Consider the following 19,421-nt stretch of genomic DNA (forward strand, 5'->3'; position numbering starts at 1 on the left):
GGCGTCAGTCCACCGCGACGCTGTGCAGGATCGCCTTGGCCAGGGCCTGGCCGGAGGCCGATTCCTGTTCGGCCACCAGGCGGTGTTCGGCGACGGCCACGAACAGCGCCTGCACGTCGTCGGGCAGCACGTGCCCGCGCCCGAGCAGCAGCGCATGCGCCTTGGCCGCGCGCAGCAGGGCGATGCCGGCGCGCGGCGACAGGCCGACGCGCACGCCCGGGTGCTGGCGGCTGCGCGCCAGCAGTGCCTGCACGTAGCCGACCAGCGCCTCGCTGGCGTGGATCTGCTCCACGCCCTGCCGCAGCGTGGCCATGTCGGCCTCGCCGAGCAGCGGCTGTGCCTGTGCGATGAGGTCGCGGCGGTCGCTGCCGCTGAGCAGCGCGCGTTCGGCCTCGGCGTTCGGATAGCCCAGCGCCAGGCGCAGCAGGAAGCGGTCCAGTTGCGAGTCGGGCAGCGGGAAGGTACCCGACAGGTCCACCGGGTTCTGCGTGGCAATGACGAAGAACGGCGACGGCAGCGGGTGCGTGGTGCCGTCGAGGGTGACCTGCTGTTCGGCCATCGCTTCCAGCAGCGCGCTTTGCGTGCGCGGCGGCGCACGGTTGATCTCGTCGGCGAGCAGCACGTGGGTGAACACCGGCCCCGGGTGGAACTGGAACTGGCGCGATTGCGCGTCGTAGACCGACACGCCCAGCACATCGGCCGGCAACAGATCCGAGGTGAACTGTACGCGCTGGAAGCCCAGCCCCAGGCTCGCCGCCAGCGCATGCGCCAGCGTGGTCTTGCCCAGGCCGGGCAGGTCCTCGATCAGCAGATGTCCGCCGGACAGCAGGGCGACAAACGCCATGCGTACCTGTTGCGGCTTGCCCAGGACAAGCGAATTGACCTGCTGCTGGGCGCGCGTGAGCGCCTCGCGCAAGGTATCGGTTAGCATTTCCGGCAAGCGGAGCGGAGTAGGCATCGCAGTCTCGCAACGGTTTCAGGGAGTGTACGGGCAATGCAAGGGGAACAACGTGCACGCAGTGTCTTCATCGTGCTGTGGACGCTCGTCACCGCCGCCAAACTGCTGGTCGCCGCGCGCCTGCCATTGTTCGTCGACGAGGCGTTCTATTGGCAGGAAGGACAGCATCTGGCGCTGGCCTATTCGGATCTGCCCGGGCTGACCGCGTGGTTGGCGCGGCTGGGCGTGGCGCTCGGCGGCGATCACCTGCTGGCGCTGCGCGCGCCGTTCCTGCTGCTGGGCGCGGCCATGCCGTGGCTGATCGCGCGCATCGCCACGCGCTGGTTCGGTGCGGTGGCGGGCTGGCGTGCCGGCAGCCTGGCCTTGCTGATGCCGTTGTCCGGCACCCTGGGCATCCTGGCGCTGCCGGACGTGCCGATGGCGCTGGCGACGATCCTGTGCATCGATGCCACCGCGCGGCTGCTGCGCCAGACCGATGCGATGAGCGCGGTGGAGCTGGCGCTGGGCCTGGTCATCGGCGCGCTGAGCCATTACCGCTTCGTCGGCGTGATCGGCGTCGGCGCGATCGCGCTGCTGCTGATTCCGCAGGGCCGGCGCATGCTGCGCGATCCGCAGGTGTGGGTGGCGTTGGCGCTGGGCATGGTCGCCTGGTTGCCGCTGCTGGCCTGGAACGTGGACAACGGCGAGGCCGGGCTCAAGTTCCAGTTGGTCGATCGCCATCCCTGGAGCTTCCAGCCCGCCGGCATCGCCTTCGTGCTGATCCAGTTGCTGCTGGTCACGCCGCTGCTGGCGGTGGCGATGACCAAGGTGGCGCTGATGGCCACGCGCGGCGGCAGCAGTGGCACGCGGGTGCAGTGGCGTTATTTCGGCTTGCTCGGCGGGGTGTCCACGCTGGGCATCTTCCTGCTCGGGTTCTTCACCGACGCCGAGCGGGTCAGCTTCCACTGGCCGCTGCCGGGCTATCTGGCGCTGCTGATCGCCACGCCGGTGATCCTCAACGGCTGGAGCAAGCCGCTGCGCCGCGCCACCTGGCTGCTGGCCGGGCTCGGCTTGGTCGGCGCGTTCGGCTACTACCTGGCGGTGTCGGTGCCGGCGGTGCGCGAGCACGCCGCCGGCGACAAGTACTACCCGCGCAACTTCGCCGGCTGGCGGCCGCTGGCCAGCGCGGTGCGCCGCGAACTGGCGGCGATGCCGGCAGGCACCAAGGTGCTGGCGGACAACTTCAAGGTCGGCGCCGAACTCGGCTTCGAACTGCGCGACCCGAACATCCAGGTGCTGCCGCATCCGTTGAACGACAAGCACGGGCGCAGCGCGCAGCTGCAGCAGTGGGGACTGCTCAGCGACGGTCACCGCGACGGTCCGCGGTTGCTGGTGCTCTCGCCCAGCGACATGAAGTACCGGCTGCTGCTGCAGCGCTACCACGCGGTCTGCGACCTGGTCGGTCCGCTGCCGCCGCCGCGGGTGGTGTCCAGCGACCACGGCAGCCAGCGCTTCCTGCTGTTCGCGCTGCCGGCGCAGCGCGCGGCCGGCCCCTGCACCACGCCGGCGATGGCCTGGTTCAACACGCCGGACGTGGGCGCCACCGTCGGCCGCCGCGTCGACGTCTCCGGCTGGGCGTTCAAGGACGGAGTAGGGATCGACCGGGTCGAGGTGCTGCTCGACGGCAAGGTCGCGGCGCAGGCGCACTACGGAGAGTTCTACGACGTCACCAAGTTCTGGAAGATCTCCACCGATCCCGGCCATCCGAACATCGGCTTCAGCGCCACCGTCGATGCAGGCGGCCTGGCGCCGGGCACGCACTGGCTGGGCCTGCGCCTGCACGGCCGCGACGGCAGCGTCGAGGACTGGTGGGAACAACCGATCATGCTGCGCCCGCACTGAGCTAGGATGGCGCGCCTTTCCACGCCGTCGCGCAGGACCGCACGCCGCCCATGTCCAGTTTCCCCTCCGACCGTCCCGCGGCCGCGCCGCGGATCGCGGTGCTGGTGCCGTGCCACAACGAGGCGGCCACCATCGGCCAGGTCGTGGCCGATTTCGCCGCGCATCTGCCTGGCGCGCGCATCCACGTGTTCGACAACAATTCCAGCGACGCCACCATCGCCCGGGCGCGTGCGGCCGGCGCGGCGGTGCGCGAGGTCGCGCTGCAGGGCAAGGGCAACGTGGTGCGGCGCCTGTTCGCCGACATCGAGGCCGACGTCTACGTGCTGGTCGACGGCGATGCGACCTACGATGCGGCGATGGCGCCGGCGCTGGTCGAGCGCCTGCTGCGCGACGGCCTGGACATGGTGGTCGGTGCGCGTCGCAGCGACGCGGCGGCGGCCTATCGCGCCGGCCATCGCACCGGCAACGTGCTGCTGACCCGCTGCGTGGGCTTCCTGTTCGGGCGCAGCTTCGACGACATGCTGTCCGGCTACCGGGTGTTCTCGCGGCGCTACGTGAAGTCGTTTCCCGCGCATGCCGCCGGCTTCGAGACCGAGACCGAACTGGCGGTGCACGCGCTGCAACTGCGCATGCCGGTGGCGGAGGTGGACACCGCCTATGGCGCGCGTCCGGAAGGATCGCAGAGCAAGTTGCGCACCTGGCACGACGGCACCCGCATCCTGTTGACCATCCTGCGCCTGTTCAAGGCCGAGCGGCCCTTGCTGTTCTTCTCGCTGGGTTTCGGCGCCTGCGTGCTGCTGGCGCTGGGGCTGGCGGTGCCCTTGCTGCAGACCTATCTGCAGACCGGCCTGGTGCCGCGCTTCCCCACCGCCATCCTGTGCTCGGCGCTGGTGTTGCTGGGCGTGCTGCTGCTGGCCTGCGGGCTGATCCTGGACACGGTCACACGCGGCCGCATCGAGGCCAAGCGCTTGGCCTACCTGGCGATCCCGGCCTGGCCTGTGGATGCCCAGGGTGCGCAGCGGAGTGATGCCGCATGAGCACGATCGTTGCTGCTGCGCTGCCGCGCCCGACGCGCCGCCAGCGCCTGCTGGCCGCGCTGGATCGCCGCTTCGCCTTCCACAGCCGCGGCAACGTCATCGCCGCCGGCATCGTGGTGGCGCTGCTGGGCGGGCTGCTGTCGCTGTGGCTGGGCCAGGACGCCAACTGGGACCTGCGCAATTACCACCTGTACAACGGCTACGCCGCATTGCACGGCCGCCTCGGCATCGACCTGGCGCCGGCGCAGATGCAGAGTTACTTCAATCCGCTGCTGGACGTGCTGCATTACGCGTTGTTCGTCGGCTTGCCTGCCCCGCTGGCCGGGTTCGTGATGGGCGTGCTGCACGCGCTGGCGTTCCTGCTGCTGGCCGGCATCGTCTGGCAGGTGCTGGACCCGCGGCTGGATCGCGCGCGGCTGGTGCCGTGGCTGGCGCTGGCGGGGCTGTGCAGCGCCGCGTTCCTGTCCGAGTTCGCCGGCACCATGGCCGACAACACCAGCGCGCTGCCGGTGCTGGGCGCGCTGCTCGCCGCACTGCATGCGCAACGTCGCCAGCAGGCCGCGGGGCAGGGCGTGGCGCTGGGCTGGTGGACGCTGGCCGGCGCCCTGCTCGGGTTGGCGATGGCCTGCAAGTTGACCAATGCCTTGTTCGCGCTGGCCCTGGGCGTGGCCGCGCTGGTCGCCGGCGGGCGCCCGCGGCAGCGCATCGGCGGTGCCGCGGTGCTGACTGCGGTGGCGCTGCTCAGTTTCGCGCTGCTGGCCGGGCCGTGGTTGCTGCGGGTCTGGCAGACCTTCGGCAATCCGCTGTTCCCCCAGTTCAACAGCCATTTCCTGGCGCCCCTGGCGCAGCCGGTGGCGGTCAGCGACACGCGTTGGTTGCCGAAGACCTTGTGGGAATGGCTGACCTGGCCGCTGCAGTTCTCGCTGGCGCCGAACCGGGTCAGCGAGGTGCGCCTGCGGCAACTGGTGTGGCCGCTGCTGTATCTGTTGGGACTGGTCGCGCTGCTGCGCTGGGTGCTGCGGCGTCCGCGCGCCTCCGCGGCGGCGGAGGTGGTCGCGCCGGCGTGGCGTGCGGTGCTGGTGTTCGTGCTGGTGGCCTTCGTTGCCTGGCAGGCAACCTTCAGCATCCAGCGCTATCTGGTGGTGCCGGAGCTGCTGGCGCCGCTGCTGCTGTGGGTCGGGCTGCGGCGCCTGTTGCCGGCGCGCATCGCCGCCCCGGCGGCACGTTGGATCCTGATCGCCTGCGCGGCCTTTGCGCTGTACGGCTGGGGCGAATGGGGGCATGAGCGCTGGGCGCGGCAGGCGTTCCGGGTGCAGGCGCCGCCGATGCCGCAGCCGGAGCGCAGTCTGGTGCTGCTGGTCGGCGATGCGCCGGAGTCCTGGCGCATCCCGTTCCTGCCCGAGCGGGCGGCGTACGCCTCGGTTGCCTCCAATTTCCCGGAAACGCCGGCCTATGCCGCGCGGGTGCGCGCGATGCTGGCAGCGCGCGGGCAGGGCTATGCGATGCTGCCGGCGGAAGTGGATCGCAATGTCGAGCGCCTGCAGCGGCTCAATGCCGTGGCCGCGCGCCTGGGCCTGGATCGCGGCCCTGATTGCGCACTGATGCGGCGCCTGGCGCACCGCCCGGTGCGCGCGGGCGTGGAGGTGGGCGCCGGCCGCTGCCGCTGGGTGCTGCTGCCGGAACGGGCCGTGGATGTCGCCGCCGCGGACCGCCAGACCCAGGCGCTGGCCGCGCAGCAACTGGCCCGCTACGGTCTGGCCCTGCAGCCGGGGTCCTGCCAGCTCTATGCGTCCTGGGTCGGCCAGGCGCGTTTCCCGTACCAGTGGTGCCGGCTGCAGTGAGCTAGGGCGTGTCATCCCTTCCCGAGCGCGTCGCGTTGGGTCTGGTAGGCGCGCTGCCGGCGTTGCGTGGCGCAGCGCCTGACTGGCCGTCAGGTCAAGCCGCGCGGCGCCGGCAGCGTGCCTGCCAGGCCCAACCCGAAGGGCCACGGTTGCGCGCGCCCGTGGCCGTGTCATCGCTCCGGCGTGGACCCACGTCCACGTCCTCGCGCTTCCTTGCCGCAGGCACGCGCAACCGCGGCGCGGTGCGCTCGGGGAGGGATGGCACGCCCTAGGGCAGGGTATAGCCGGCCTCGCGCAGCAACTCGGCCAGCGCGATCAGCGGCAGGCCGATCAGCGCGGTCGGATCCTGGGTGCGGATCGCGCGGAACAGGCTGATGCCCAGGCCTTCGCACTTGAAGCTGCCGGCGCAGTCCAATGGCTGTTCGGCGGCGACGTAGCGGGCGATGGCGTCGGCCTGCAGGTCGCGAAACTGGACCTCGGTGAGGTCGCAGGCATGCAGCGTGCGCGCGCCGCGTTGCAGGCAGACCGCGGTATGGAAACGCACGCTGCGCCCGGACATGGCCGCCAGCTGCGCGTGCGCCGCGGCCACGTCGCCGGGCTTGCCCAGCGGTTGGCCGTCCAGGTCGGCGACCTGGTCCGAGCCGATCACCCAGGCCTCCCCGGCAGTGGCCGCGACCGCCGCCGCCTTGGCCGCGGCCAGCCGCTGCGCCAGCGCCAGCGGGGCTTCGCCGGGCAATGGGGTCTCGTCGACCTGCGGGCGCGCGCAGTCGAAGGGCAGGCGCAGCCGCTCCAGCAGTTCGCGGCGGTAGGCGGAGGTGGAAGCCAGGATCAGCGGCGGCATCGGCGGTGGGGCAGGGCAGCTGCGGGCGGGCCGGGGCCGGCAGTCTGCGGCGGCCGGCGCGGACCGGCAAGCCGACCGATGGCCGGGCTGGGGGGCGGTTTGACAGCGACGCTGGCAGTCCTTAACATTCTGCGGCTTATGTCCGCGAACGTGCCCGAACTGTTGGATGCCTGGCGGATGGTCGCAGCGCGCAGGGTCTTCGAAGACCGCCTGCCGCTCTCGGCGATGACCCGTCTGCAAGGCAGCCTGGCCGACACCGAAGGCGAATGCCGCTACACGCTGGAATTCGGCCGCGACGCTGTACTGCAAGTGTCCTATGTCGAACTGAAGATCGAAACCGAGCTGCCGCTGATCTGTCAGCGCAGCCTGCAGCGCTGGCTGCTGCCGGTGTCGAGCGTGCAGCGGCTGGGGCTGATCCGCAGCGAGGAAGAAGAAGCCGCGCTGCCGCCGGATCACGAGGCCTTGCTGGTGCCGGAAGACGGCATGCTGCGGCCGGCCGATCTGGTCGAGGACGAGTTGGTGCTGGCGGTCCCGTTGGTGCCGGTGGCGCCCGGAAGCGAGGCGGTCGATCGCGACTGGCCGGCGACCGAGGAAGAAACGAGCAAGGTCAACCCGTTCGCGGCGTTGGCGGCGCTGAAGAAACAGTAGCGGTCGGTCCGCCTGCCGCTGCCTGAGGTTGTTGCCGGACGCGCGCGTCCTGCGCGACGTAATGACGACAGATGTAAACGAACCGAGTTTGGAGCAATCCCATGGCTGTGCAGAAATCCCGTGTCACCCCGTCCCGCCGCGGCCAGCGCCGTTCGCACGACGCCCTCAGCGCCAAGCAGCTGTCGACCGATCCGACCAGCGGCGAGATCCACCTGCGCCACCACGTCACCGCCGACGGTTACTACCGTGGCAAGAAGGTGATCGCCACCAAGACCGCGCAGGTCGAAGAAGATTGATTCGTGCCCGTCCACCGCGCTGCGGCGGACGGAGTCACCCATCTTCACAGGCCGCGCCGCACCGGAGCGGCCTGCGTAACAGGCAACAGGAACCAGCATGAGCAAGCGGATCTATTCCAGGATCGCGGGCACCGGCAGCTATTTGCCTGAAAAAGTGTTGACCAACGACGATCTGTCGCAGATGGTCGACACCAGCGACGAATGGATCCGCAGCCGCACCGGCATCCGCGAGCGGCACATCGCCGCCGCCGGCGAGACCGCCGGCGACCTGGGCTACGAGGCCGCGCTGAAGGCCATCGAAGCCGCCGGCATCGATGCCGCCGAACTCGACATGATCGTGGTCGGCACCACCACGCCGGACCTGATCTTCCCGTCCACCGCCTGCCTGATCCAGGCCCGCCTCGGCGTGGTCGGCTGCCCGGCGCTGGACGTCAACGCCGCCTGTTCCGGCTTCGTCTACGCGCTCAGCGTCGCAGACAAGTTCATCCGCAGCGGCGACGCCAAGACCGTGCTGGTCATCGGCACCGAAACCCTCAGCCGCATCGTCGACTGGACCGAGCGCACCACCTGCGTGTTGTTCGGCGACGGCGCCGGCGCAGTGGTCCTGCGCGCCGACGACGACACGGGCATCCTCAGCACCCATCTGCATGCCGACGGCAGCAAGAAGGAGTTGCTGTGGAACCCGGTCGGTATCGCCACCGGGCTGGGCGACGGCACCGGTGACCCGGCCGCCGGCGGCATCCAGATGAAGGGCAGCGAGGTGTTCAAGTACGCGGTCAAGGCGCTGGACGCGGTGGTCGACGAGACCCTCGAAGCCAACGGCCTGGACAAGCACGACCTGGACTGGCTGATCCCGCACCAGGCCAACCTGCGCATCATCGAGGCCACCGCCAAGCGCCTGGACCTGCCGATGGAGCAGGTGGTGGTGACGGTGGACATCCATGGCAACACCTCGTCCGCCTCGGTGCCGATGGCGCTGGACGTGGCGGTGCGTTCGGGTCGCGTGCAGCGCGGCCAACTGCTGCTGCTGGAAGCCTTCGGCGGCGGTTTCACCTGGGGCTCGGCGCTGCTGCGCTATTGAGCCTGTCCCGTGCCCGGCGCCATCGGCGCCGCGGTACGCAGCGGCAATGCCGGATGCTGCGCGTCGTCTCCACGACGCACGGCGATGCGCTGGCCGACCCCGTCTTTATCGATGCCAGTGCGCGTCAAGCCCGCGCACCCTCGATTGTGCGCAGTCGCGGCGTCCTGACGTGCGGAGGGTGCCTGCGTGCGCTGTGTCCGTCGCTGCATCCCGTCGGCGCCTTAGCCAGGCCCCTGTGGGAGCGGCTTCAGCCGCGACGGGCTTTCCCGGGAACGCTTGTCGCGGCTGAAGCCGCTCCTACGGGGGCAACGAGGTGACCCCGTTGCGCGGCGGCAGAGCGGGTTGTTGCGGTGCCCTGAGCCCGGTCGGTCGAGATGCTGTTCGACCCGAGCGGCCGCCAGGGCGTGCGCGTCGATCGCGCCATCTTGGTCGTCGAGCCCATGCCCGTTCGACCCATGCCCATCGCGCCGTTTCGCTGTCGGCATGCGCTGCCGTCGCCTTGCCTGACGCACCCGGTCGCAGCGCTTTCCGGGCGCATGCGTCGCGCCCGCCACGCGCGCTGTCGGCATGGCGCCCGGCACGGCGGAGCGGAGCGCCGCTGGCGCCGCGCGGTGGGTTGGCCGCCATTTCACATACGCCCGGGTACAGACGCCCGGCCGGTTTCGCCCGTATCATCGCCGCTCGATTTTCGCAGGGCCAACCGCGTGACCGATTCCACACTCGCCTTCGTCTTCCCCGGCCAGGGTTCGCAATCGCTGGGCATGCTGGCCGAACTGGCCGAATTGCATCCGCAGCTGCGCGACAGCTTCGCCGAAGCCTCCGATGGCGCCGGCGTGGACCTGTGGGCGCTGAGCCAGGGCGGCCCGGAAGAGATGCTCAACCGCACCGAGTACACCCAGCCGGCGCTGCTGGCGGCGAGCGTGGCGCTGTGGCGGCTGTGGCTGGCCGAGGGCGGGGCGCGTCCGGCGCAGCTGGCCGGGCACAGCCTGGGCGAGTACAGCGCGCTGGTCGCCGCCGGCGCGCTGTCGCTGCACGACGGCGCGCACCTGGTGCGGCTGCGCGGGCAACTGATGCAGGACGCTGCGCCAGCCGGCGTGGGCGCGATGGCCGCCGTGCTCGGCGCCGAGGACGCGCTGGTCGAAGAGGTCTGCGCACAGGCCGCCGGCAGCCAGGTGGTGGTGCCGGCCAACTACAACTCGCCGGGGCAGGTGGTGATCGGCGGCGATGCCGCGGCGGTCGATCGTGCGCTGGCGCTGCTGGCCGAGCGCGGCGTGCGCAAGGCGGTGAAGCTGGCGGTCAGCGTGCCCTCGCACACCCCGCTGATGCGCGAGGCGGCCAATCGCCTAGCCGAGGCGATGCGCGGGCTGGCCTGGCAGGCGCCGCAGTTGCCGGTGGTGCAGAACGCCGATGCGCAGGTGCACGACGGCGTCGAGGCGATCCGCCAGGCGCTGGTCGAGCAGTTGTACCTGCCGGTGCGCTGGACCGGCTGCGTGCAGGCGCTGGCCGCCGGTGGCGCCACCCGCCTGGCCGAGTGCGGCCCGGGCAAGGTGCTGACCGGGTTGGTCAAGCGCATCGACAAGTCGCTCGACGGTCGCGCCCTGGGCACGCCTGCCGAGTTCGCCGGCGCACGCGAGGCCTGGGCCTCCTGATCGCCGGCCGCCGCGCGGTGCGTCTGTCGCCCGCGCCGGTTTCCCCCCTTTCCACCGGCGCCATGCGCCGTCCGTCTCCAAGGAAACGCAGATGAGCAAGCCATTGCAGGGCGAGATCGCGCTGGTCACCGGCGCCAGCCGCGGCATCGGTGCCGCCATCGCCGACGAACTGGCCGCGCAGGGCGCCACCGTCATCGGCACCGCCACCTCCGACGCCGGCGCGCAGGCGATCGGCACGCGCCTGGCCGCCCATGGCGGCCACGGTCGCGCGCTGGACGTCACCGACGCCGCCGCGGTCGATGCGCTGATCGAGACGATCGCCAAGGAATTCGGCCCGGTCTCGATCCTGGTCAACAACGCCGGCATCACCCGCGACAACCTGCTGATGCGGATGAAGGACGACGACTGGCAGGCGATCATCGACACCAACCTGACCAGCGTGTTCCGCACCTCCAAGGCGGTGCTGCGCGGCATGATGAAGGCGCGCAAGGGCCGCATCGTCAACATCGCCTCGGTGGTCGGCGTGACCGGCAACCCCGGCCAGGCCAACTATGCCGCGGCCAAGGCCGGCATCATCGCCTTCTCCAAATCGATGGCCAAGGAGATCGGCTCGCGCGGCATCACCGTCAACGTGGTCGCGCCGGGCTTCATCGATACCGACATGACCAAGGCGCTGCCGGAGGCGCAGCGCAACGCGCTGCTGGAGCAGATCGCGCTCGGCCAGCTCGGCCAGCCATCGGACATCGCCAATGCGGTGGCGTTCCTGGCCGGTCCTGGCGCCGGCTACATCACCGGCGAAACCCTGCACGTGAACGGCGGGATGTACATGCCGTGAGCCTGCGGCGCAGCGGACGCGCCTAAGTGGCTGATCGGCCGGCAATTGTGCAGCGCTGCAAGGGCCAGTCGGTTTCCACTACACTATCCAACGCGGCCATCGCAGCCCGATGGCGTTTTGTGAGTCCCTCAGGAGTACCGCACGATGTGCGGGATCCTCAACTCGAACCACCACTACTCCATCTGGAGCGATATCCCAATGAGCACCATCGAAGAACGCGTCAAGAAAATCGTCGTCGAACAGCTCGGCGTCAAGGAAGAAGAAGTCACCAACAACGCATCGTTCGTCGATGACCTGGGTGCCGACTCGCTGGACACCGTCGAGCTGGTGATGGCCCTGGAAGAAGAGTTCGAGTGCGAAATCCCGGACGAAGAAGCCGAGAAGATCACCTCGGTGCAGCAGGCCATCGACTACGTCAAGGCGCACGTCAAGAGCTGAGGCTGCGTTCGCGATCGCCATCGGCGCCTGCGTGGGCCCGATGCGCGTGACAATCCCATGGGGCCGCGCATGCGGCCCTGTGTTTTTACAGCGTCAAGGCCGCGCGTATCGCGGTGAGGAGATTTCGCAATGAGCCGTCGTGTCGTCGTAACCGGCATGGGCCTGGTGTCGCCGTTGGGCAATGACCTGGCCAGCAGTTGGGAAGGGATCGTCAACGGACGCTCCGGCATCGGCCCGATCACCCAGATCGATGCGTCTCAGTTCACCACCAAGATCGCCGGCGAGATCAAGGATTTCGATCCGACCAAGTTCATCTCGTCCAAGGACGCGCGCAAGATGGATTCGTTCATCCATTACGGCGTCGGCGCCTCGTTCATGGCGCTGGACGATTCCGGCCTGGAGATCACCGAGGCCAATGCCGAGCGCATCGGCGCGATCCTCGGCTCCGGCATCGGCGGCCTGCTCGGCATCGAGGAGCAGACCATCAAATTCCACGAGGGCGGCGCGCGCAAGATCTCGCCGTTCTACGTGCCCAGCACCATCATCAACATGCTGCCGGGCCAGGTGAGCCTGATCAAAGGGCTGAAGGGGCCGACCTTCTCCGCGGTCTCGGCCTGTGCCACCTCCAACCATTCCATCGGCACCGCGATGCGCATGATCCAGCACGGCGACGCCGACGTGATGCTGGCCGGCGGCGCCGAGCGCGGCTCCTCGCCGACCTCGGTGGGCGGCTTCTGCTCGATGAAGGCGATGTCCACCCGCAACGACGATCCCGCTGCGGCCTCGCGGCCGTGGGACAAGGAGCGCGACGGCTTCGTGCTCGGCGACGGCGCCGGTGTGCTGGTGCTGGAAGAGTACGAACACGCCAAGGCGCGCGGCGCGCGCATCTATGCCGAGCTGGTCGGTTTCGGTGCCAGCTCCGACGCCTTCCACATGACCGCCCCGAGCGAGGACGGCGAGGGCGCCGCGCGCAGCATGGTGGCGGCGATGAAGGACGCCAAGCTCAATCCCGACCAGATCGACTACCTCAACGCGCACGGCACCTCCACGCCGCTGGGCGACCTGGCCGAGACCCTGGCGATGAAGCGTGCGCTCGGCGATCACGCCTACAAGACCATGGTCAGCTCCACCAAGTCGATGACCGGCCACCTGCTCGGCGCTGCCGGCGGTGCCGAGGCGATCTTCTCGGTGATGGCGATCCATGCCGGCATCATCCCGCCGACCATCAACCTGCACGAGCCGGGCGAAGGCTGCGATCTGGACTACGTGCCGAACGTGGCGCGCGAGAAGAAGATCGATGTGGCGATGTCCAATGGGTTCGGCTTCGGCGGGACCAATGGCACGTTGGTGTTCAAGCGGGTCTGAGGGGCGTAGCCCCTCGGGATTCGGGAGTGGGGATTCGGGATTGGGTAAAGCCGGCGCCTGATTGATGTCGCGCTTTTCTCCCTGACACGGATGCGCGGCAGGTCCGCGCTGCGATTCTCCGGCGCCGCATTGCCCGGCAGCGCCTGCGCCGCCCCACGTTTTCATTCTTCCAGCGGATCTTCGATGCTGCGTACCGTTCCCTTGCCGGCCGACGTCGATCTGCTGGCGCTGCATCGCCTGGCGCCGCAGCGGTATCCGGTGTTGCTGGAATCCGCGGCGTCGGGCACGGCGCAGGGCCGGTGGGATCTGCTGCTGGTCGCCGACGACGGGCAGGGCCTGCGGCTGGATCGCGATGGGGTCACCCGGACGCTCGATGGCGCCGCGGTCGCCGGGGATTTCCTGAGCGCACTGGATGCGCACTGGCAGGCCGAACGCTGCGAACGCGACGAGCCGCGCTGGCCGTTTCGTGGCGGTTGGGCGCTGCTGCTGGATTACGAACTGGCCGCGCAGGTGGAGCCGGTGCTGCAACTGCCGCCGTCCGCTGCGACCACGCCCGCGGCGCTGGCCCTGCGCTGCCCCGCGGCGCTGCTGCGCGATCACGTCACCGGCGACTGCGTGGCGCTGGCCGAGCCCGCGCATGCGGCGTTGCTGGACGCCGTACTCGCCGATCTGCAGGCGCTGCCCGCGGCGGCCCCTGCGCCGGCGTGGCAGGCGCCGCTGGCGATCGAGGAAGACCCGCCGCAGCGTTTCGTCGACGGCGTGCGCCGCATCCTCGACTACCTGCGCGCCGGCGACGTGTTCCAGGTCAACCTGTCGCGACGCTGGTCGGCGCGCTGCGCTGCGCCGCTGGCGCCGGCGGCGCTGTACGCGCAGCTGCGTCGCGCCAACCCGGCGCCGTTCGCCGGCCTGTTCGTCGGCCACGGCCGCGCCGTGGTCAGTTCCTCGCCGGAACGGCTGGTGTCGGTGCGCGGCGACGTGGTCGAGACCCGGCCGATCGCCGGCACCCGCGCGCGCGCGCCGGGCGACGACGAGGCCGCGCGCATCCGCGAACTGGTCGGGCATCCCAAGGAGCGTGCCGAGCACGTGATGCTGATCGACCTGGAGCGCAACGACCTGGGGCGGATCTGCGCGCCGGGCAGCGTCGAGGTCGACGAGTTGATGACCGTGGAGAGCTACGCCCACGTGCACCACATCGTCAGCAACGTGCGCGGCCGGCTGCGTGCGGGAACGACTCCGGGCGAGACGATCCGCGCCACCTTCCCCGGCGGCACCATCACCGGCTGCCCCAAGGTGCGCTGCATGCAGATCATCGCCGAGCTGGAGCAGACCCCGCGCGGCGCCTACACCGGCGCGTTCGGCTGGCTCAACCGCGACGGCGACATGGACCTGAACATCCTCATCCGCACCGCCGAGGTGGACGGCGCGCAGGTGCAGTTCCGCACCGGCGCCGGCATCGTGTTCGACTCCGACCCGGAGCGCGAGCTCGACGAGACCCGGGCCAAGGCGCGCGGCCTGCTGCGTGCACTGGAGCCATGAGCAGGGCCGAGTGATACCGGGCGGTGCCGGCCGCGCGGTATCCTGCACGCCATTGAATTCGCTCCGAGGTGGTCGTGGCTTGGGCTAAACGCGGGTGTCTGACCCTGCTGGCGGCATTGCTGGTGCTGGCGCTGCTGCTCGCCGCGGCCGGCGCGTGGTGGTGGCACGGCTATCGCGCCTTCGCCGAGCAGCCGCTGCAGGCCACCCAGCCCAGCGTGGAGGTGGCGCGCGGCGCCTCGCTCAACGGCGTGCTGCGCAAGCTGCGCGCCGCCGGCGTGACCCAGGGCAGCGACCTGCAATGGCAGGTGCTGGCACGCGAACTGGGCGTGGCCGGCAAGCTCAAGTTCGGCGAGTATGCGCTGCAGCCGGCGCTGAGCCCGCGCGAGTTGTTGCTGCGCATGCGCAAGGGCCAGGTGATCCAGTACCGCTTCACCATCGTCGAAGGCTGGAACGTGCGCCAGTTGCGCAGCGCCTTGAACGCGGCCACGCCGCTGGTGCACACCACCACCGATCTCAGCGACAGCGAACTGATGGCCAAGCTCGGCCAGCCCGGCCAGCACCCGGAAGGCCGTTTCCTGCCCGAGACCTACCTCTACCAGCGCGGCGACACCGACCTGCAGCTGCTGCGCCGCGCGCATGCGGCCATGGACAAGGCGCTGGCCGAGGCCTGGGACGCGCGCGCCAAGGACCTGCCGCTGCAGTCGCCGGAGCAGGCGCTGATCCTGGCCTCGATCGTGGAGAAGGAAACCGGCCTGGCCGCCGAGCGCCCGCAGATCGCCGGCGTGTTCGTGCGCCGCCTGCAACTGGGCATGAAACTGCAGACCGACCCGACCGTGATCTACGGCATCGGCAGCGCCTACGACGGCAACATCCGCAAGCGCGACCTGGAGACCGATACGCCGTACAACACCTACACCCGCACCGGCCTGACCCCGACCCCGATCGCCATGCCCGGGCGTGAGGCGCTGCGTGCCGCCACCAACCCGGCGGCGGGCGACAGCCTGTACTTCGTGGCCATCGGCGACGGCAGCGGCGCGCATGCGTTCTCCTCCAGCTATGCCGAGCACAACGCCGCGGTGGCACGCTACCTGCAGCGCCTGCGCCAGGCGCGCAGCGGCGCGGCGGTGACGCCATGAGCGAGGCCGTGCTGAGCCACCATCGCTTCGTCAGCCTGGAAGGCGGCGAGGGCGCAGGCAAGACCACTGCGATCAACGCGATCCGCGACGGGCTGCAGGCGCAGGCCCACGAGGTGGTACTGACCCGCGAGCCGGGCGGCACGCCGCTGGCCGAACGCATCCGCGCGCTGCTGCTGGACAAGACGCCCGGCGAAGTCGCCGAGCCGCTGGCCGCCGAGACCGAACTGCTGCTGGTGTTCGCCGCGCGCGCGCAGCACGTGCGCGAGGTGATCCGCCCGGCGCTGCAGCGCGGCGCCTACGTGGTCAGCGACCGCTTCACCGATTCCAGCTACGCCTACCAGGGCGAGGGCCGCGGCCTGGACCGCGCCTGGATCGCCGACCTGGAACGCCGTGCGGTCGGCCTGCAGCCCGGCCTGACCCTGCTGCTGGACCTGGACGTGCAGATCGGCCGCGCCCGCACCAGCGGTCGCGACCTGTGGCCGGACCGGATCGAGAGCGAGCAGGACGATTTCTTCCAGCGCGTGCGTGCCGGCTTCCGCCAGCGCGCCGCGCAGGATCCGCAACGCTTCCGCGTCATCGACGCCAGCCAGCCGCCACAGGCGGTCGCCCAGGCGGTCGCCGCCGCGCTGGCGGCGTGGATGCAGCAGCAACAGGAGCCGACGCCATGAGCGATCTGCCGTTTTCGCCCTGGCAGCAGCGCGCCTACGACCAGACCGTGGCCGCGCTCGATGCCGGCCGCCTCGGCCATGGCCTGCTGATCTGCGGGCCGGAAGGCCTGGGCAAGCGCGCGGTGGCGCTGAAGCTGGCCGCGCACGTGCTGGGCCAGGGCGAACCGGCCGCGGCCCTGCGCAGCGCGCAGCTGATCGCCGCCGGCACCCATCCGGACTTGCACCTCATCTCGTTCATCCCCAACCGCACCGGCGACAAGCTGCGCACCGAGATCGTCATCGAGCAGGTGCGCGAGATCTCGCAGAAGCTGGCGCTGACCCCGCAGTACGGCGTGGCGCAGGTGGTAGTGGTGGATCCGGCCGACGCGATCAACCGCGCCGCCTGCAATGCCTTGCTGAAGACGTTGGAAGAACCGCAGCCCGGCCGCTACCTGTGGCTGATCAGCGCGCAGCCGGCGCGGCTGCCGGCGACCATCCGCAGCCGTTGCCAGCGCCTGGAGTTCAAGCTGCCGCCGGCCGACGAAGCGATCGCCTGGCTGCTGGCGCAAGACTTCCCGGAGAAGACCGCACGCGAAGCGCTGGACGCCGCGCGCGGCCATCACGGGCTGGCCGCGCAGTGGCTGCGCGAGGACGGATTGAAATTGCGCCGGCAGGTGGCTGCGGACCTGGAGCAGGTCGCCGCCGGCAAGCTCGGCACGCTGGACGCTGCGCAGCGCTGGAGCGGCGACGCGCTGGCCGAACAGCGCCTGGGCCATGCCGCCGACCTGGCGTTGGCGCAGGCGTCGCAGGCCGGCTTGACCGACCCGGCGCGATTGCACAAGCTGGCCGCGTGGTTCGACGCCGCCAATCGCACCCGCGATCTGCTGCGCACCACCGTGCGCGCCGACCTGGCGATCGCGGAACTGTTGCTGGCCTGGCGCGATGGCGATCGCCCGGCCCGGAGAGGGGCACAACGATGAGCGCGATGAGCGGACGCCAGGGCATCCTGTCGCTGGCGGTGAAGGACAAGGCGGCGCTGTACAACGCCTACATGCCGTTCGTGAAGAACGGCGGCATCTTCGTGCCCACCCCCAAGCGCTATTTCCTCGGCGACGAAGTGTTCCTGCTGTTGACCCTGCCCGATTCCAGCGAGCGCCTGCCGGTCGCCGGCAAGGTGATCTGGGTGACCCCGGTCGGCGCCCAGGGCAACCGCGCCGCCGGCATCGGCGTGCAACTGCCGGACAACAGCGAAGGCGAGACCATCCGCACCAAGATCGAGACCCAACTGGCCGGCATCCTCAACGCCGACAAGCCCACCCAGACCATGTAGCGGCCGCGCGGCGACGCCGGGCCACGCACTTCGCAAGGACCCATTGACGCCGCGCGCCACAGCCCTATAATGTGCGGCTCGCGACACGGGCGGTTAGCTCAGCGGTAGAGCATTGCCTTCACACGGCAAGGGTCGCAGGTTCGAACCCTGCACCGCCCACCATACAATTAGCGTAATTAACAAAACCGGCCTTGAGCCGGTTTTTTCATAGGGCGCGGTAAGCGCACAGTGCGAATTTCGGCAAGGTCAGGAGGATCAGCCGGTGATGGAGATCTTGCGAATTCCTAGTGGCGCCGCTGATCTGCCAGAGCAGATGGGGACAAAGGCCAAATTTTGGTTTGATGACAGTCGGCGTTTATTTAAGGAGGGGCGCCCAGGCACGGGTGAGAACTGGGCCGAGGTAGTCGCCGCCGAGATCGCTGCCCTGCTAGGCTTGCCTCATGCTCGTTACAGTTTGGCAGAGTACGAGGACCGGAGAGGGGTTGTTACAGACTCTTTCGTTCCTTTGGGTGCCCGCCTCGTGCTTGGGAACGAGTTGATCATGTTCGCAGGTGGTGAGACAGTCGATCGGCATATTAGGCGTCAAGCTCACACGATTCGTCGTCTCGGTGCCCTTCTGAACTCACCTATGATCGCGTTGCCACTTGACTGGCCTGCCCCCATCCCATCCTTCAACGCTGCAGATGTGATGTCAGGCTATCTATTGCTCGACGCCTTGATTGGAAACCAAGATCGCCATGAAGAGAACTGGGGTTTTATCAATTCACGAGGTGCGATCTATCTTGCGCCTACGTTCGATCATGCGTCGAGCCTGGGGCGAAACGAGACGGATGATCGACGGGAGCAGAAGCTGAAAGCTAATAATCCAGATCATGGCGTCTACGGTTATGCAAGGAGAGCGAGAGCGCCCATCTATGATGGGACAGACCCGCTGCGGCCGAGTGAGGCTTTTGTTGCTTTGGCACGTATTTGCCCCAACTCAGGATCCCACTGGCTAGAGCGATTGAGTGAAATAGATCCAAATAGATTCAATGCCCTACTTGATAGTGTGCCCTCAGGCTGGATCACGGAGCCTGCACGGCGTTTTGCTGTCGAGCTACTCAAGGTCAACAGAAACCGGCTTTTGGAAGAATCATGAAATCTCTTTATCTCGCCATCCAGGAAATTGAGAGTCGTCGCTGGTCTCCTGTTGCCAAGGTCACCAAGGCAGATGGTGTGTATCGGTTTGTGTACACCAAAGGTGCCTGGGATGTTCCTGGCTTTGGCGGATTTGCTCGCATGCAGGTGCTGGGCCAAGAGTACCGCTCTACTGAGATCTTTCCGATCTTAAAGAACCGAACTTTGCCTAGGTCCCGGCCAGAGTATGAGAGCTACATCTCATGGCTTGGTTTGTCTGTTAAAGAACACGATGAACTAGACGAATTAGCGCGGTCTGGCGGTCTTCGGGCAACTGATCAAATTGAACTCATTCCTTCGCCTGAAAAAAGGCCTGATGGAACCTTTGAAGCCTATTTTTTTGTACGCGGAATCAGCCATATCCCAAGTGCTATGGGTGTGGACATCAAAGCTGGTGATCGGCTTTTCGTGATGAAGGACTTTCAAAACGAGAGAGATCCTGCAGCCCTACTCCTGCGCACTGACGATCCTGTGTCGTTGGTCGGCTATGCTCCTCGTTACTACAGTCATGATCTTTCGCGGTTGGCTGGCGAATGTCACGCAGGCGACTTTTGTGTCACGGTTGAACGAGTGAACATCGGGGCTCCCGCTGCGTACAGGGTTCTTTGCAAAGTTACGGCGCCATGGCCGGAAGGTTTTGAATTTTTTAGCTCCCATGTGTTTGATGAAGTGCCTAATTCGGCGGTAGCTAAGATGTAGGGATGTTGCTGCAGTTGTCTCAACTGC

At 68.8% G+C, this 19,421-nt stretch carries 19 protein-coding genes and 1 tRNA gene; 18 read left to right on the forward strand and 2 right to left on the reverse strand.

What is annotated here, in order from left to right:
• Nucleotides 1-4 precede the first annotated feature (4 nt).
• Complete coding sequence (locus ACP93_RS07845) at nucleotides 5-958, reverse strand: AAA family ATPase (RefSeq protein ID WP_048490150.1); 954 nt, start codon at nucleotides 956-958, stop codon at nucleotides 5-7.
• 36 nt (nucleotides 959-994) lie between these two features.
• On the opposite strand from ACP93_RS07845, the gene ACP93_RS07850 reads away from it, so the two are divergent.
• The 3 genes from ACP93_RS07850 to ACP93_RS07860 are packed head-to-tail and all read left to right on the forward strand — an operon-like array spanning nucleotide 995 to nucleotide 5,717.
• Complete coding sequence (locus ACP93_RS07850; RefSeq protein ID WP_048490151.1) at nucleotides 995-2,839, forward strand: glycosyltransferase family 39 protein; 1,845 nt, start codon at nucleotides 995-997, stop codon at nucleotides 2,837-2,839.
• A gap of 50 nt (nucleotides 2,840-2,889) precedes the next feature.
• The gene (locus ACP93_RS07855) at nucleotides 2,890-3,876 is read left to right on the forward strand and encodes a glycosyltransferase family 2 protein (protein WP_048490152.1); all 987 of its coding nucleotides are present in this window, start codon (nucleotides 2,890-2,892) and stop codon (nucleotides 3,874-3,876) included.
• Nucleotides 3,873-5,717: a glycosyltransferase 87 family protein gene (locus tag ACP93_RS07860; RefSeq protein ID WP_082143394.1), complete on the forward strand. Its 1,845-nt coding sequence runs from the start codon at nucleotides 3,873-3,875 to the stop codon at nucleotides 5,715-5,717. The genes ACP93_RS07855 and ACP93_RS07860 overlap by 4 nt, the downstream gene beginning before the upstream one ends.
• A 268-nt stretch (nucleotides 5,718-5,985) precedes the next feature.
• On the opposite strand, the gene ACP93_RS07865 is transcribed toward ACP93_RS07860, so the two are convergent.
• Entirely contained in the window at nucleotides 5,986-6,558 is a 573-nt protein-coding gene (locus ACP93_RS07865) for a Maf family protein (RefSeq protein WP_048490153.1), read from the reverse strand.
• Nucleotides 6,559-6,696: 138 nt separating this feature from the next.
• Between ACP93_RS07865 and ACP93_RS07870 the strand changes: the two genes are divergently transcribed.
• The 15 genes from ACP93_RS07870 to ACP93_RS21070 all read left to right on the forward strand — a co-directional run bounded on the left by ACP93_RS07870 (nucleotide 6,697) and on the right by ACP93_RS21070 (nucleotide 19,394).
• Entirely contained in the window at nucleotides 6,697-7,206 is a 510-nt protein-coding gene (locus ACP93_RS07870; RefSeq protein WP_048490154.1) for a YceD family protein, read from the forward strand.
• Between the two features lie 101 nt (nucleotides 7,207-7,307).
• Nucleotides 7,308-7,502 carry a 50S ribosomal protein L32 gene (gene rpmF, locus ACP93_RS07875; RefSeq protein WP_010342479.1) on the forward strand — a complete coding sequence of 65 codons (195 nt, stop codon included), beginning with the start codon at nucleotides 7,308-7,310 and terminating at the stop codon, nucleotides 7,500-7,502.
• Between the two features lie 97 nt (nucleotides 7,503-7,599).
• Nucleotides 7,600-8,583: a beta-ketoacyl-ACP synthase III gene (locus ACP93_RS07880; protein ID WP_048490155.1), complete on the forward strand. Its 984-nt coding sequence runs from the start codon at nucleotides 7,600-7,602 to the stop codon at nucleotides 8,581-8,583.
• A gap of 704 nt (nucleotides 8,584-9,287) precedes the next feature.
• On the forward strand, nucleotides 9,288-10,232 hold the full coding sequence (gene fabD / locus ACP93_RS07885) for an ACP S-malonyltransferase (protein ID WP_048490156.1): 945 nt from the start codon (nucleotides 9,288-9,290) through the stop codon (nucleotides 10,230-10,232).
• Between the two features lie 91 nt (nucleotides 10,233-10,323).
• Nucleotides 10,324-11,067 (forward strand): 3-oxoacyl-ACP reductase FabG, encoded by a 744-nt coding sequence (gene fabG / locus ACP93_RS07890; protein WP_048490157.1) that lies wholly within the window; start codon nucleotides 10,324-10,326, stop codon nucleotides 11,065-11,067.
• Between the two features lie 198 nt (nucleotides 11,068-11,265).
• Nucleotides 11,266-11,505, forward strand: coding sequence for an acyl carrier protein (gene acpP, locus ACP93_RS07895; protein WP_010342475.1), 240 nt, complete (start codon nucleotides 11,266-11,268; stop codon nucleotides 11,503-11,505).
• 129 nt (nucleotides 11,506-11,634) lie between these two features.
• Nucleotides 11,635-12,870: a beta-ketoacyl-ACP synthase II gene (gene fabF / locus ACP93_RS07900; RefSeq protein ID WP_048490158.1), complete on the forward strand. Its 1,236-nt coding sequence runs from the start codon at nucleotides 11,635-11,637 to the stop codon at nucleotides 12,868-12,870.
• A 183-nt stretch (nucleotides 12,871-13,053) separates the two neighbouring features.
• Nucleotides 13,054-14,406, forward strand: coding sequence for an aminodeoxychorismate synthase component I (locus ACP93_RS07905; RefSeq protein ID WP_048490159.1), 1,353 nt, complete (start codon nucleotides 13,054-13,056; stop codon nucleotides 14,404-14,406).
• A 74-nt stretch (nucleotides 14,407-14,480) separates the two neighbouring features.
• Nucleotides 14,481-15,542, forward strand: a complete 1,062-nt coding sequence (mltG, locus tag ACP93_RS07910) for an endolytic transglycosylase MltG (protein WP_048490202.1) — start codon at nucleotides 14,481-14,483, stop codon at nucleotides 15,540-15,542.
• Entirely contained in the window at nucleotides 15,539-16,210 is a 672-nt protein-coding gene (gene tmk / locus ACP93_RS07915; RefSeq protein WP_048490160.1) for a dTMP kinase, read from the forward strand. Before mltG ends, tmk begins: the two co-directional genes overlap by 4 nt.
• Nucleotides 16,207-17,169 carry a DNA polymerase III subunit delta' gene (locus ACP93_RS07920; protein ID WP_048490161.1) on the forward strand — a complete coding sequence of 321 codons (963 nt, stop codon included), beginning with the start codon at nucleotides 16,207-16,209 and terminating at the stop codon, nucleotides 17,167-17,169. Before tmk ends, ACP93_RS07920 begins: the two co-directional genes overlap by 4 nt.
• The gene (locus tag ACP93_RS07925; RefSeq protein ID WP_010342469.1) at nucleotides 17,166-17,519 is read left to right on the forward strand and encodes a PilZ domain-containing protein; all 354 of its coding nucleotides are present in this window, start codon (nucleotides 17,166-17,168) and stop codon (nucleotides 17,517-17,519) included. The genes ACP93_RS07920 and ACP93_RS07925 overlap by 4 nt, the downstream gene beginning before the upstream one ends.
• Before the next feature lie 87 nt (nucleotides 17,520-17,606).
• Nucleotides 17,607-17,681: transfer RNA gene (locus ACP93_RS07930), tRNA-Val, on the forward strand.
• 103 nt (nucleotides 17,682-17,784) lie between these two features.
• Nucleotides 17,785-18,657 carry a HipA domain-containing protein gene (locus tag ACP93_RS21065; protein ID WP_228135977.1) on the forward strand — a complete coding sequence of 291 codons (873 nt, stop codon included), beginning with the start codon at nucleotides 17,785-17,787 and terminating at the stop codon, nucleotides 18,655-18,657.
• Nucleotides 18,654-19,394 carry an HIRAN domain-containing protein gene (locus tag ACP93_RS21070; RefSeq protein ID WP_131721597.1) on the forward strand — a complete coding sequence of 247 codons (741 nt, stop codon included), beginning with the start codon at nucleotides 18,654-18,656 and terminating at the stop codon, nucleotides 19,392-19,394. The genes ACP93_RS21065 and ACP93_RS21070 overlap by 4 nt, the downstream gene beginning before the upstream one ends.
• Nucleotides 19,395-19,421: the final 27 nt, after the last annotated feature.

Source organism: Xanthomonas sp. NCPPB 1128, from assembly GCF_001043115.1.
Classification (GTDB): domain Bacteria; phylum Pseudomonadota; class Gammaproteobacteria; order Xanthomonadales; family Xanthomonadaceae; genus Xanthomonas_A.